Raw genomic sequence first — 15501 nt, forward strand, 5'->3', positions numbered from 1 at the left:
CTATTTAGTTGACGCAGTATGGCTACTTTTAGGTGGCGTCCTTTATGATTGTGCCAATTGCGGATAAGTGATTTATCCACCAATTCTAGGGCTTTTTCATGTTCTCCACGCAATACTGCTATCTGAGCCACATTAAAGTAGCCGGCATCCTGCCAGGCAGCATTCCAACAAGATTTGAAAAATGCTGCATAGGCTTCATCCAGCTTTCCTTGCAGTTTTAATGCTACTCCTTTATTGAAGTAGGGTTCTCCGTCATAAGGATTTGGATTATATTTGGTGAGCGTATCAATGGCTAACTGAAAATGAACCGCTGCCTCTTCAAACTTTCCTCCTCTCAATAGCAACGATCCAAGGGCATTGTTGCTACGTACATCTCCGGCATCTCGACTGATGGCCTCTTTATAATAATCTTCAGGTCTATAGGTAGCATGCCTGTATTGTTCAATATGCAGGCCTGTTAGGTACAATTCCTCATTCGTCTTAATCTCCTTGGGATCTTTGGCCGCCTTCGCTGCTTCTGGAACTGGTTTCAATTCTTCAGGCTTTTGTTTCCAATCCACCAAAACCCGTCCATTCTTATCCTTCACTTCCAGTGTTAATCCTTCTGTTTGCTCCGTTAGGGCAATACATTGGTTAAACACATTATCCGGGCTGAAATCAAACTCTTTTTCCCATAACACTTTATTGTTCTCGGAAAGAATAATCCTGCTTTTCGTGAAAATTCCTGTAGCATATACAACCAACGTTGCTTTTCCATCCTTTAGGGTAATATTCAGCATCGCGTCTTTTGTAGCATTTTTAACCACCCCCACTTCTTGGTAAGGCATAAAATACTGCGTAAAATTTCGCTCCTCATAAGGCTGTATCCATGAAAAATCAGGCTGATTATCCGTATAGACCCCACACATCAATTCAATATAGGGACCATTTTGATCTGTGAGGTTTCTGTCCCAGGCATGTCCAAAATCACCATTTCCCCAGGTCCACTGTTTTTTACCTGGTGAGACATGGTGATCGGCTATGTGCAACAAACCTGCGCGGGTATCATTTTCATATCCTCCGACGAAATCATAGTCTGAATTGACAGCCATATAGGATGTGGGAACCGGAATATTTTTATAACGGGAGATATCCACTCCTGCGGAGTAATCTACTTTATAGTAGGTACCGGTGGCAATTGGAAAACGGGAAACATCCCTTTTTCCATGGTCAAATACCGCATTGACATCCTCAGGGAATACTGATTGGTAATGGTCATTTACCGCTACGGCCGGATTGGCCCACCACAGAAAAGTCTGTGGATGCGGAGTTCTATTGTAAAGCTTTCCTTTTATCTCCAAATAAGCCTTATCCGGATGCAAGGTAAAGCCCGCCATCCCTTTGGTGCGGAACATGCGCTCCACTTCACTCACCCAAACGGTTACACTACCATCCTTATTTTCTTCTATAGTGGCGTCGACTGGATCGTATGTACTTGGACGGTGGTGCTGTGGCCAGTTAAATTCGATGCCCCCAGAAATCCATGGTCCGGTAAGACCTACCAAAGCCGGTTTGATCACCTCATTATAATAAACAAAATGTCTTTCCTTAACCTTATCATAAGCCATCTGGATTCGTCCACCCAAAGCCGGCAGCACCATTATTTTTAAATAACGGTTTTCCAAATAGATCACATCCCATAACTTATCCGTCTTTTCATCACTTATTTTCTCAATTACTGGATTGGGATATACGGCGCCACTGCTACCTTGATACACCCTCTTTTCTAAAAAAATGGGATATTTTTCAGCCTCGCTCACTTCATAAGTCGGGATGACTATCCTTTCCTTCCAAGCTTTTACGTTTTCAATGTTGCTCATAATATTTTATCTTAAGAATTCTGTTTCTATTTCTTCCAAACTTTTGCCTTTGGTCTCCGGTAGTTTTTTTCGTATGAATAAAAAGCCCATCGCACTGATACAGCTGTACACCCAAAAGGTTCCGTAGGCTCCAAACTCACTATTGAGAATGGGAAATGTAAAAGTCAGTACAAAAGAGGCGATCCAAAGACTGAATGTGGCAATTGACATGGCCAACCCACGTACCCGGTTAGGGAAAATTTCCGATAGCACCACCCACGTGATCGGTGCCAATGACATGGCATAAACGGCTATGGCGGAGACCACCAATATCAAAATAGGTAGTCCTGTCCATCCCAGAAAATAACTCAGACCGAGGAAAAAATAGATCATGGCCAATGCTCCTGAACCAAATAACATCAGTTTTTTTCGTCCCCAATTGTCCACTGTCCGCATAGCCACCAGTGTGAATACCAGGTTTACACTTCCTGTAATAACAATATTAAAAAGCATGTCTCCCACACTGTAGCCAGCACTGCTGAAGACTTCTTCTGCATAATTGAATATGACATTGATCCCACACCATTGCTGGAATATGGCCAATACAATCCCTAGTATTACGATAGGTTTTATTTTGGGGGTAGTTAAATCTCTAAAGTGGACTTTATCATCCTTTTCGCTAAAGGTATTTTTGATTATACTGACCTCCCTGTCGGCATATTCTTGTCCTCCTATTTTACGTAGGATATGGGTCGATTTAGTTTCTTCGCCTAACTTCAATAAAAACCTGGGACTTTTTGGGACCATAAACATTAGAAGGAAAAAGGCTCCTGCCGGGACCAGTTCAGCCCAAAACATCCACCTCCATCCCACAGTACCATTCCAAGAAGTTAACATGGCATCGTCTGTAATCCCATCCGGAACAGGTTCCGCAATTAGGTAATTGGCAATCTGGGCGGCCAAAATACCGATCACAATGGTCAGCTGATTGATCGCCACAAATCTTCCTCTCAATTCTGCGGGAGCCACTTCTGCTATATACATCGGGGAGAGGGTTGATGCCAATCCTATGCCCACTCCCCCAATCAGGCGGTAGATGATGAACGAGTAAAAATCATTGGCATATCCACTGCCAAAAGCAGATACCACAAACAAAGCCGCAGCCCAGATCAAAGGGTATTTACGGCCATATTTGTCCGATACCGTCCCTGAAAGCATCGCACCGAAAATACAGCCGACCAAAGCACTGCTCATGGCCCAGCCTTGTAGTTGTGGTGAATGATTGATTTCAAAAAACAATTCATAAAAGGGCTTTGCCCCTCCAATGACCACCCAGTCATACCCAAACAGCAAACCACCAAGAGCCGAAGTAAAGGCCAATGCCAACAGATATGGCAGGTTATATTTTGTTTTACGCTTTAAGATTGTATTTCCCATCTTTTTTTTTTCGAATGGATTGTTTTATTTTTTTATGGAACCGTTGTTGATTTCCTCAAGCCGCTTTTTCATCTTGGCCACAACTTCAGGATGTTTGGCTGCCAAATTGTTGGTCTCATAGGGATCCACTGCCAAATCATAAAGCTGCTCATCTGGAGAAAATCCAGGGTCAACGTATTTATCCTTTAACCATTGTGGCACATTACCGGGGCGAGGTTGGATATATTTCCAATGCTTAAACCTTAGTCCAAACGTATATGCCTCTTCCAACAAGAAATCTCTTCCCTTACCAATCTCCCCCATCCAAGCACCCAATAACTCCTTACTGTCCGGAGCCTCACCGGCAGTGATCTCATGGCCTATAAGATGTGCAAGAGAAGCGTATAAATCTACTTGGGAAAGAAGGGCATCGCTTACCCCTGGTTTTACCCTATCTGGCCAGTGAACAATGGTGGGCACTCTTGTCCCCCCTTCAAAAACGGAATACTTGGTTCCTTTAAATGGACCGGCAGGCCTGTGATTTCCAACAAGCTCCCTGGCATAATCCACATATCCATCGTCTAAAATGGGACCATTATCGCTTGTAAAAATCACTATGGTATTTTCTTCCCTACCTGATTCTTTCAAAGCCTTCATGATCTCCCCTACACACCAATCCATCTGAGCAATCACATCACCTCGTGGCCCCATTCCGCTTTTTTCTATAAACTGTACATTGGCAATCCGTGGCTGATGGATATCATGTAGCGAGAAATACAAAAAGAAAGGTTGTTCATTGACGCTTGCCATAAACGAAGTGGCTTTATCGGTCAAAACAAAGGGAATTTCTTCATCAACCCAAAGTGCACTTTTCCCCCCATTCATATAACCTATGCGACTGATGCCATTGATGACCGCCCCCAAATGGTACGGATCTGTATATTGTTTGAGTAATTCAGGATACTCGCTTCCCAAAGGATAGCCATCGATTCTAGATCCATAGCTCACTGAGATAGGGTCACTGGGGTCTAAATTGATTACCACTTGATTTTCCAAATAAACACAAGGAACCCGATCTCCCGTGGCCGGAATCAAAAAGCTATAATCGAAGCCCACTTCTGCTGGTCCTGGCCCCACCCTTTTGTTCCAGTCAATGGTACCGTCACCAAGTCCTAGATGCCACTTACCAACCACCCCCGTTCGATAGCCCGATTTCTGTAACATCTTTGGCAAGGTGGCCATCTCAGTATCTATGATCAATGGAGCATCTCCTTCCAAAATGGCCGCTTTATTTCTAAATGCATAGCTTCCGGTTAGCAAGGAGTACCTTGACGGGGTGCAGGTAGCCGCACTACTGTGCGCATCGGTAAAATTTAATCCTTCTTTGGCAAGTTTATCCACATGAGGAGTCTCCACACCTATTGCGCCGTTTACTCCAATATCCCCATAGCCCAGATCATCTACATAGATCAAGACAATATTAGGTTGCTCCTGGGCATTCGCAGGGCAACAGTAAAAGAGAAGGCAAAAACTACCTAAAACAATCCATGGGAAAAATAACGTCCCATTCAATATCCGGTAAATTGTTGAAAATGTTTTCATCATTATTTTCCATTAAGCTTTCCAATGACAGTAACCACAGATCTTGGAGGGATTTCAATCGAATTTTCCTTAACCTCATAATGCTCCAGGTTCCTTTTTTCATCTGTAATGTATAGATCAGAAAACACGTAGTGATCACCTAACAGAATACGCTCACTTTTCTGGGAATCATTCAACATTACCACAGTAGCCTCATCAAGACCAGATGTATAAGCGGATAGTTTTACCTCTGTATCATTTTTAAAGAAGGCATTTACCCTTTGCATCCCAGGTCTAATAAACCTGGAAAAATTACCAAAGGCCCACATCAATTTGGAATCATGAATAGCCCCATCACTTTTCATTTTTTCCCGATTGAATAAATCGTTAGGATTACCTGTGTCTAAATAGATTAACCCGTCCTTAAAATCATAAGTGGTAAGCGCTGTCCACCACTGCCAACTTGAAGCATTGGCTATCGTTAAATCCGAGTGGATAACCCTTGCCACGTACAATGCCGTTGCCATCCCTAAATCCCTTTCTTGACCTGACCCTATTTCCGGAGACTTTTCAAGAATACAAAATTCAGTTTGCCAATAATCCAATCCTTTATATTGATCTAACTTATTTCTTAATCCTGCTCTCGTTTCAATAAGTTTACTTGTTGGCCAGGTGGTGAAATAGCTATGCCCTGTAATTAATTGTTTAACATTGGATAAACCGCCAACGTAAAGAGGTGATTGTGTATCAAAAAACGTTTCAATTTGATTCCCTTGACTTTCACTATCATGGTTGTCATACAAATATTCTATAGATCCAGCCTCCCCCAGTGTCAGTTCAGTATCTAGTTTATTTTCTTCAAGTAAGTTGGACAAATACCGGGTAAATAGATAAATATCCTCGTTTGTTGCCGCGGTTCCCTCTTGGCTTGCTTTGGACCAGTCCCATTGGGGTTCATTGAAAGGACTTAGATAATTAAACCTTATATCCTGTTGCTTGAAGTACTTTACCACTTCCACCAGAAACCTGGCATAATCATTAAGTTTGCCTGGCTTCACATTTATTCTTGGGTCATTCTTCACGGAATACCCTTTTCCATTTAAGGACAAAAAAGTGGGAGCAGCAATAGAAAAGGCCAAGAAACTTTCTACCCCTCTTTCTTTGGCAGCAGAAAGGAACCACTTTTGACCTTGTTGCTTAGTCCAATCGTATGTTCCATCAGGATTAAGAAAGCATTCCGCTCTTCTCCATTCGTTCTTAATTCCCGAACTATCCCCTTGCTCGGTACTTCCAGCCCCGATATAAAAACGCCACATAGATAGTCCGATTCCTTTAGGATTTCCCTTATCATCTGTCTCCTTACTAAAGAGCCAATCAGCAATTTGCACTTTCTTTTCTTCAGGCCAGTTGGCACCCACAAACTGTGTTCTCCAGGCATCCGAAGCCCCAAAGCCATCCATTGTTTGGTAGTGCTTTTCAGGTTCAATAACTAACAACTGCCTCCCAATTACTTCTTCACAAAACGCTAATACAAGAACTTGTACAGCTAATAAGCTTAATGGTCTCATTCCAATTCTGCAGTTAATGTTACTATGGATTTTGCTGGTATTTGTAAATCACTGATTTTAATGGTTTTTGGCACCATATCAGATTGATAATTCGATGTATAGATTTGAACTTGGTCATTTTCAAAAGCAATGCTTTCTCCATAATTTTCAATTACAGGTTCTTCCAACTTTTCACCGTAATTAATGATTACAAGCACTAACTTTTTCTTGTCCTGTGAAAGAAAACCAGAGGCCATTAAATTAGATGCAGCCTTGATCTCTGAATCATATAAGGTATTGATGACTTCCACTCTTTTATAACCAGGCCTGATAAACCGGCTAAAGTGTCCTAAAGACCATAGAAGTCTGGATACTTCTATTGTACCTGCTGAAGAATTTCGGTTTTGAACATCCGACTGCCAGGTCAATAAACCAAATCTGTTCTCATGGTCCCCGTATTTGGAGGCACTACAAGCTGTCCAAAAACTCCATCCAGTGGCATTTGCCAGTGATATATCCCAATGTATAATCCTGGCCAACCATAGCATATAATCGATTGCCAACATTTGTGATGGATCTCTTCCTTCTCTATAAGCGGTTCCCAACAAACTGTATTCAGTCTGCCAAAAGTCCACTCCAAACGATTGAAGTCTCTTATTCAGGCTAATTCGGTTCTCTATAGCGGATTTTACAGAGCCATTTGACCAGTAGCTGTGTCCGGCAACCAGAGGAGCCACGGAATTCATTTGTCCGAGAAACTGGCCACTGTTTGGGTTCCAAAAGACGTCCAGTTGATTGGAGGTCTGCGCATGTTTTGAAACGAAACTATGCATAACCGGTAAATCTCCTGCCTCAGGCAAAAGTATTTTGGTAAGTTGCCCCTCTTTTTGAAACAGTTCATTGACTACTTTGGTCAGCTCAAATGCTTCTTGATTAGTACAGTAACTTCCTTCCTGTGCTGCATCACCTGGTGATGATTTCCATTCCCATTGCGGCTCATTAATAAGGCTTATATAATCTAAATCGATACCTTTGGAACGGTGGTAATTGAGGTACTCATTCAGATAATCGGCAAATTCATCATATCTTTCTTGAGGCAGATTATACCCCACCACATCCTCTGTACGAAAGGTATACCCGTTTTTGGTCATGAAATACGGAGGAGAAGTAACCCAGGCGGTCAAATATTCCACGCCATATGATTTGGCCCTTTCCATAAACCACCTGGAACCAATTTGATTGTTTTCCCAATCATATGCACCATCAGAAGTCAAAGCACATTCGGTAGCCTTGTGCCATGAATTATCTGAAAAGCCATTATTGGTTTGATTGGCACTTCCTGCCCCTACATTACTCCTCCACATGGACAAACCAATTCCTACGGGTTTTCCACTTTCGTCAAATTCTTTGCTGAATAGATGTTTTGCTATAAATTCTTTATCCTCATCAGCCCAATTTTTCCCTATTATTTCAGCAGACCATCCATCCGATGCACCAAAATGGTGCATCGTTTGGTGCGCTGTAGATAGGTCTATAATTAAGCCTTTGGAAGGAGGATTAGGTCTAAACTGTGGGTCATTGGGATTGCTTTTTCCGTCATCACAACCAGTCAATATCAAACCCAAACACCCACAAATAATACAGGCGAATCTCATCATGTCCATTTAATAATTAGGATTCTGCTCTATTCTCCCACTGGACAGAACGATTTCACTGCTTGGTATAGGCCACAACAGGTGGGTGTCTGGATCAAATGTACTTCCCTTAGCTTGGTCCTCCCGTAAATTATTGAGCTCAAAGGGGTCGGTACTCTCTTGAGTGTTATAAACCACAAAGTCTCCATCGGGTCCGAATACCTGCGCAATACGAGGTTGACCATTTATTTTTTGTCGTCTTAGGTCATATAGTCTATGCTGTTCTAAGGCAAGCTCCAATCTTCTTTCTTTCCATATGGCATTTCTCAAAGCATCGCCGCTCAAGGACATGTCCGTCTCTAATTCAACCCTATCTCTAACTTGTTTAAGCGCATTTATAGCCTCGGACTCATTTCCGGTATGAAAAGATGCCTCCGCATACATTAGTAATAAATCCGCGTATCTCATGAAGATATGATTTAAAGCCAGGTTTCCAGGCCTGTAAGGAAGATCCCGGTAAGCTTTGGGGATATAAAATTTTCTATTGATCCTTCCTGATTTATTCCTGTCGGGAACCGCATTAAACTCGGTCACTTCAGGATCACCAAAAACAGGTTCTCCATGCTTAATTATAGTGCTTCTTAATCTAATATCATCCCCTTCATCCAAATAAGCCTTCTCCAGATAGCTTGAGGGTACGCACCAGTTCCATCCTCCGTCTGCTCGTGAACCTGTTGTTACTCCAAAGAATCCTCCTATACTAAAAGTTGGGTCCGTTCTATATTGAATTTCAAAAATCGATTCAATCCCGTTTGGATTTTCTACATGCCATACATTTTGGAAATCAGGCTCTAAATCGTATTGACCTGACTGCACCACTTGTTTGGCCATATCTGCCGCCTCATTCCATTTTTCTTGGAAAAGGTAGGCTTTGGCCAAATAAGCCTGTGCAGCCCCCCTTGTAGCCCTGCCCATATCAGATGGTGCATACTCACTTTTTAACGGTAACCTATCAATGGCATCTCTCAAATCTGCCTCTATAAAGGCATAAATTTCCTCAGCTGACTTTCTGGTGTAATTCCGAACCTCAGGTTGAAGCAATTCATTAAAAGTGGTTACCATGGGTACACCTCCAAAGTTCTTTACCAATTGGAAATAATAGAATGCCCTAAGAAATTTGGCTTCCCCGATCAATCTGCTTTTCAGTGATTCATCAAAATCCACGTTTTCAATTTCCTGAATGATCACATTACATTTTGTGATACCTCTATACTGATAGTTCCAAAAAGTTTCAAAGTAGGTGGATCCAATATCCACATTATTATAATGTGCAATAGTGAGGATATCCGGTCTTGGCTGTTCTGTATTACCGGCCCAACAATCATCTGTAGCCATGTCCATGATCTGACGGTAAAAGTTGATTTGCCACCAACCATTTTCCTGAATCCCATCATAAGCCCCATTGATAAAGGCTACCACAGCTTCTTCGCTAGTGAAAATTTCAGTTAATGTGGGAGTGGATCGAGCTGGCTCCTCCAAGAAACTCTCACATCCAAAGCACCCTATGAAAGATAATATAATTGCTAATTTTTTCATGTCTTTTGGGTTTAGAAATTAATGTTTAGACCAAGCACATAAGTTCTTGAAAGTGGGTATGATCCATAATCCATCCCATATCCATTAATCACACCTGATCCGTCATCACTAACCTCTGGGTCAAATCCAGTATATTTAGTGAATGTAAATAAATTTTGACCTGAAGCATACATTCTGATTTTACCCTGTGAGGGTAAATTAAAAGTATATCCTAACTGAAGATTTTTTAAGCGGACATATGATCCGTCTTCAATAAAGTAGTCGGAAGACCTTTTGAAATTCCCATTGGGATCATTAGCTGAAAGCCGTGGGATAACCGCATGGGTATTACCTTCCCTCCAAACTTCATCAAACAAGCCTTCCCTTATATTTGTGTTTGAGGCCCCAGAGGTTTGAAAATATTTTAAATAATTATAAACATCATTTCCAAACGACCCATACCACTGCATGGTCAAATCCCACTTTTTATAATTAGCGGATAGATTTAATCCGGAATATAATGTCGGAAATGGATTTCCGATGGTGGTCATATCATCTTCATTTAGACGCCCATCTCCATTTTGATCCACAAATCGCATGTCACCGGGTTTTGCATTCGGTTGAATAACTGTTCCATTTTCTGTTGCATGGGCATCTATTTCCTCCTGGTTCTTAAAAATCCCAGCGGTTTCAAACCCGTAAAAAAGCCCCACAGGTTGGTTTAGTTCTGTGATCTTCAGGAAATTATTACCAAAAACAGATTGCTTCTGGGCTAAAATCCTTTCATTACCCGGAGCTAATTCAACAGCTCTGCTTTCGTTGGTATTAATGGTAGCCAAAAGGTTGATTGACAGTTCGCCAAAGGTATCATTATACCCTAGAGTTACATCCCAACCTTTTGATTTGAAACTTCCAACATTTTGGATGATGGTGGAAGGACTCCCCGTATACAATGGCAATGAGGTTGGGAATAACAAGTCCTTGGATTCTTTGACATATCTATCCAACGAAACCGTTAATTTATTACTTAGCAAAGTAGCCTCTAAACCAACATTTATATCTTGTACCGTTTCCCATTGAAGTTTGGAATTTCCAAATTGGGTAATCTGATTTGTATTTACCCTATCTTCATTTACCCCGAAAACATAGCTTTCATTGTCCACTAGAAACAAAAAGGCTGAAGAAGGAATATTTTGGTTCCCTACTTGCCCAAAACCTGCCTTTAATTTCAAATTATTAACCCAGTCTACACTAAAGAAGTCTTCATCTGAAATGCTCCAAGCTCCCGAAAGACTATAAAAATTGGCCCATTGATTTTCCACAGGAAATCGGGAAGACCCATCCCGACGAAAGGATCCTGAAAGGAAATACCGGTTATTATAATTATACATTCCCCTTGCCAGATAAGAGAAAAGTGAATTGGCAAATTCATTTCCATTGGCTTGAATTGCATCACCTGTAGTGGCATCCAAAAACTGATAGTTTTCCCCGTCAAGAATCACATCATTCCGGCTACCATAAAGGTAATTCCTCTGGTACCTTTCAGCTGTTACCCCTGCAGTAACATTAACATTATGAAGTCCAAAAGAGCGGGTATATTTAACAAGATTGTTCCATACGTAACTAAAAGAATGGGTAAACCTTGAATTAACCCTACTTTGCTGATTATCCTCAAGATTAGGCTCAATCACAAATTTCGGTTGGTATACATCATTCCTTGTCTGATCAAAAGTAAGTCCCAATCTGGAAGAAACACTTAAATACTTAGAAACATCATATTCTAAATTTGTGTTTGAGAACATAGAAAAATAGTGAGATTCATTAAACTGCCTTCGCACAGCGGCCACTGGGTTCCAAACAAAATTGTTTGAACGGCCATAAATGCTGTACTCATTCAGCCCATCCCTTTGATCAACAGGTAGGTAAACTGGAGTCAAGGGATCTATCCTCGTTACATTCCAAAATTGTTCGGGGGTATTTTCCCAATGTTCGTATCTGGGATTAAAATCCTGTTGGATAAAAAATTTATCACTTACAGAAAAATCTAAATTAACCCTACCACTAACTCTCTCCCAATAACCTTTTTCCAGGTGGGAATTCGTCCTATGGTAACCTAAACTGCTTAGGTAATTCATTTTTTCACTTCCCCCCTGCAGTTGAAGGTTATAATTTTGGACACTTGCATAATCTTGGTGTACTTCTTCCCACCAATCAGTATCATACTGAATTGCATTTAAGTCATAGATTTCTGGCAGCCCATCATTAGTGGCACGTTCATTCATGACTTTTGCGTATTCTTCCGCACGGGCCATTTTGGGTTTTTCGAGTCCTTTTATACCATAAGAAGCCGTGGCTGTGATACGTGTCTGACCTCCCTGACCTCTTTTGGTATTTACAATGACCACTCCGTTCGATGCTCGTGTACCATAAATTGAAGTTGCTGCCGCATCTTTTAGAACTTGAATATCTTTAATATCCGCAGGGTTTAAGAAGTTAAGGTTTGAGCCCTGGGGTAAAGCTACCCCATCTACGACTATCAGGGGATCGGTACCCTGATTGGTTACGATTCCACGAATCAAAATCTTGGGAGAGGCTCCCGGTCCACCACCGCTATTGATAATTTGAACCCCAGACGCAAGGCCCTGCATGGATTCGGATATATTGCCTACTACCATTTTGTTCAAATCATCGCCTTTTACAGTGGCTATTGAAGAGGTTATTTCTTTTTTGGAAGCCGTACCATACCCTATAACTACTGCCTCCTCCAATGTTTTGATGTCCACCTCCATATTAATGACGAGTTCCTTTCCTGTCTCTGGAGATACTTTTACAGTCTTATATCCGACCATTGAAAAAACCAGGGTTGGTGTTGGCGTAGAAGTGTCTAACGAGAAGCCGCCGTCCAAATCAGATATAGTTCCATTGGAAGTCCCCGACTCCACGATGGTGACACCGGGCAATGGTCCATCCTCTGAGGTAATCTTGCCCACTATTTTATTCTGGGCCATGACATGTAAGCTCAATAAGAGCATACAAATTAGAGATAAAGATTTTCTCATTGTTTTATTATTTTAGGTTATCGTAAAACTGACTACTATACTAGCCCCAAGAATGGGTTCAAACACCATCAATATTCATTGAAAAACCAGTGTTTTTCAAACAGGGTAAAAACTGAAGGCGAACCTTGATCAAAAGAACTTTATTAGTTGATTTTCAGTAATAACATTAACAAACATAGTATCAAAAAATAAAATACAGATGGATAAAAATATTTACAACATGGACAAAAATCCAAAAAATAATTAAGAGACACATTAACATATTTTCTATATTAGCACCCTCATCAAACGCTCGAAAAGGTGAAAAAAGAATCACTGTTAAAAACAGGATTTATTGGAGAAAAAATCACGGTCATCCCCAGAGGACTGCTAAAGGTCTATTCCCAATCGGAAATAAACAAAAGTCTATATCTTACCGATATTGGCTATTTCCCAAAGGCGTTATATCATTTTAGAAAAAGACCTAAAGGAAGTGATGAATATATTCTTATTTATTGTATTGAAGGAGCAGGCACTATAGGTATGGATAATCATCGATTTCATCTAGATCCTAATTCTTTTTTCATCATTGAGCCCAATAAACCTCACTTTTACATGTCAGATAAAGAAAATCCTTGGTCCATATTTTGGGTTCATTTTTCAGGTATCCTTTCCAAAGGAATCTTTAACAGATTTACTGAACAAAATGATGGAAAACCTATCATAATTCCTTTCGAGAAAAACCGTATTGCTGAGTTTGAATACCTCATTGATGTGTTTAAAAATGGGATTTCGAGAGAGGTTTTTGAATATTCAAGCATGCTCCTACATAAAACATTGGGTTCTTTTATTTATTACTCCCTTAAATCGAACAAGAAAATTGAGTCGAATAATGATAAGTTAGTGGATAACATCATATTGTATCTCAATAATCACATCTATGAATCCATTAAAATTGATGAGATATCAAAGGAATTCAATAAATCTTCCTCATCCATTTTTTCCCTCTTTAAACAAAAAACGGGTCATTCCTTAATTCACTATTTCAACTTACTTAAGATTCAAAAAGCCTGTGAGATGATTAACCTCACCTCCCTATCTATTAAGGAAATAAGTTATCAACTTAATTTTCAGGACCCTCTTTATTTCTCAAGACTTTTTAAGAAATACATGGGGGTTTCCCCTTCTAAGTATAAAAGTAACCTTTAAACCCATTTTCCCTAAATACCCGGATAGAAACTTATAAATGATACCACTGATATTCTTTTAATGTCCTGTCAAAGGCTCCATTCATTGAAACTATTTCCTTGTGGACGAATAAAGCTTTTTCTCCCCCTGTTCCAACACCAAGGCCGCTCCATAAGCAGAGCCAAGCGGGAAATCGGAAAATTCCAGCTCATAGCCAGGCAGGTGATGCTGCAATAGATCCATAAAGACCTCATTGTGTACAAAGCCCCCATCGATAAACACTTTTCGGATAGCAGAACTACCCTGGGCAGATTTCAATGAAGCCACCTGCAACAAGGTCAATCCCCAGATCAGATGGTGGTAGGCCTCCTCATAGTTGTCAAACTCTTCCGGCTTCCACTCATTGCCCTCAAAAAGTGACTTGACCAACGGGGTTTCGGCGATGTGCTTTGGATAAAAACTGCACTTTACCTCACCTTCCTTGATCTCTTTTACAATTGCTTTATCCACCGGAATCGTCTTATAATATTTCTCCGGTTTATCAAAATGTTTGTTGATCCGGTCAATCTGGTAATTGAATTCATAGCCCATGAAAAACCGGGAAGCCTTCACCGGATGGCCATCTATGCTCAGGAAATTCAGGCTGTCATTGTCCAAGCCCTCCTTGGTCAATGGATCCTGGGTAAACGGATTCAACGAGATGCTCCAGGTACCTGTAGAAATCAGTAAAAAGGGCTCCTTGATCCGCACCAGGTAAGAGGCCAGAGCAGATGAACTGTCATGGATCCCCACTCCTATGCTCACCTCACGGCCACAAAGCTCAGTTTGGAAAGTCTTTCCTGTAGGAACAATGTCAGGCAGTATGCGATTTATACCTTCCTTTTTTACCCAATCGTGATAGCCCCCCCTTTCGAAGTCCCAAAGTCGGGTATGACATCCTATGGAAGTCGGTTCGCTGACGGCCTTGCCCGTAAAAAGATAACTTAGGTACTGGGGAAAATGCAGGGAATATTTGATCTTTTTGAACAACTCTGGCTGGGTATTTTTCAACCAGTAAAGCTGCAAGCCTGAATTGAGCATACCCAAGGAAGGTGATGCCGTCTCCAGGTTATTGGCTTCTTCAGGATAGGAGCGGTAAAACTCCCCGATAATTTCTTCTGGAATTTCCTTCAGGTAATTGTAAAGCGGTGTCAAAGGCTCACCGTCCTCTCCAACATGCACAAAGGAGGCGCCGTAGGTAGAAAAATTCACCCCTTTAAGTTCATACTCCGGAGACTTGCAGACCTTATCTACCGAAGATTTGATCCATTCGGTCAATGCTGCCAGATCATCACATTCAAAACCGTCCTCATCTTCTGTAAGCGGAATCTTGTTGTATTCCTGCTTGATCTCATTCATTTGTTCATCAAACAAGAAGAACTTCTTATTGGTCTTTCCTATATCAAATATGGCAATTACCGGTAATGGCATCATGGGATCATGTTAATTAAGCGAGAAATCCAGAATCGCTTTAGTGCACCTCAAACTAAAAGAGTCCACGAATTACACGGATTTTCACGAATTTTATAATCTTTAATAATATACAGTTGACTCACCCCTTTTTATCATAGCTTGAAAGCCTATAATCGAACCATTTTTAAAGGAAGTAAGCAGACAAAACCGGCAATCCTTATCTTTCAGCAGA

At 41.0% G+C, this 15501-nt stretch carries 9 protein-coding genes; 1 reads left to right on the forward strand and 8 read right to left on the reverse strand.

Annotated features, from left to right (window positions below; all coding sequences use genetic code 11):
* The 7 genes from ACYVAA_RS14960 to ACYVAA_RS14990 all read right to left on the reverse strand — a co-directional run.
* Positions 1-1859 (reverse strand): DUF5107 domain-containing protein (locus ACYVAA_RS14960; RefSeq protein ID WP_460543131.1); only part of this gene is annotated, 1859 nt, incomplete at its 3' end.
* 6 nt (positions 1860-1865) lie between these two features.
* Entirely contained in the window at positions 1866-3275 is a 1410-nt protein-coding gene (locus ACYVAA_RS14965) for a sugar porter family MFS transporter (RefSeq protein ID WP_460543133.1), read from the reverse strand.
* A 24-nt stretch (positions 3276-3299) separates the two neighbouring features.
* Positions 3300-4727 carry a sulfatase family protein gene (locus tag ACYVAA_RS14970; RefSeq protein WP_460543135.1) on the reverse strand — a complete coding sequence of 476 codons (1428 nt, stop codon included), beginning with the start codon at positions 4725-4727 and terminating at the stop codon, positions 3300-3302.
* Between the two features lie 131 nt (positions 4728-4858).
* Positions 4859-6403: a glycoside hydrolase family 30 protein gene (locus tag ACYVAA_RS14975; protein WP_460543137.1), complete on the reverse strand. Its 1545-nt coding sequence runs from the start codon at positions 6401-6403 to the stop codon at positions 4859-4861.
* Complete coding sequence (locus tag ACYVAA_RS14980) at positions 6400-8040, reverse strand: glycoside hydrolase (protein ID WP_460543139.1); 1641 nt, start codon at positions 8038-8040, stop codon at positions 6400-6402. Before ACYVAA_RS14980 ends, ACYVAA_RS14975 begins: the two co-directional genes overlap by 4 nt.
* 6 nt (positions 8041-8046) lie before the next feature.
* A complete protein-coding gene (locus ACYVAA_RS14985; RefSeq protein ID WP_460543141.1) occupies positions 8047-9612 on the reverse strand; it encodes a RagB/SusD family nutrient uptake outer membrane protein in 1566 nt (521 codons plus the stop codon).
* Between the two features lie 11 nt (positions 9613-9623).
* On the reverse strand, positions 9624-12650 hold the full coding sequence (locus ACYVAA_RS14990; protein ID WP_460543143.1) for a SusC/RagA family TonB-linked outer membrane protein: 3027 nt from the start codon (positions 12648-12650) through the stop codon (positions 9624-9626).
* Positions 12651-12950: 300 nt separating this feature from the next.
* Between ACYVAA_RS14990 and ACYVAA_RS14995 the strand changes: the two genes are divergently transcribed.
* Positions 12951-13838: a helix-turn-helix domain-containing protein gene (locus ACYVAA_RS14995; protein WP_460543145.1), complete on the forward strand. Its 888-nt coding sequence runs from the start codon at positions 12951-12953 to the stop codon at positions 13836-13838.
* A gap of 90 nt (positions 13839-13928) precedes the next feature.
* On the opposite strand, the gene ACYVAA_RS15000 is transcribed toward ACYVAA_RS14995, so the two are convergent.
* A complete protein-coding gene (locus ACYVAA_RS15000; protein WP_460543147.1) occupies positions 13929-15290 on the reverse strand; it encodes an FGGY-family carbohydrate kinase in 1362 nt (453 codons plus the stop codon).
* Positions 15291-15501 lie beyond the last annotated feature (211 nt).

The sequence above is a fragment of the Echinicola sediminis genome, from assembly GCF_054777495.1.

Coding starts and splice junctions, on each gene's coding strand:
- ACYVAA_RS14965 (WP_460543133.1), bottom strand. CDS start 3,275: ATGGGAAATACAATCTTAAAGCGTAAAACAAAATATAACCTGCCATAT.
- ACYVAA_RS14975 (WP_460543137.1), bottom strand. CDS start 6,403: ATGAGACCATTAAGCTTATTAGCTGTACAAGTTCTTGTATTAGCGTTT.
- ACYVAA_RS14980 (WP_460543139.1), bottom strand. CDS start 8,040: ATGATGAGATTCGCCTGTATTATTTGTGGGTGTTTGGGTTTGATATTG.
- ACYVAA_RS14985 (WP_460543141.1), bottom strand. CDS start 9,612: ATGAAAAAATTAGCAATTATATTATCTTTCATAGGGTGCTTTGGATGT.
- ACYVAA_RS14990 (WP_460543143.1), bottom strand. CDS start 12,650: ATGAGAAAATCTTTATCTCTAATTTGTATGCTCTTATTGAGCTTACAT.
- ACYVAA_RS15000 (WP_460543147.1), bottom strand. CDS start 15,290: ATGATGCCATTACCGGTAATTGCCATATTTGATATAGGAAAGACCAAT.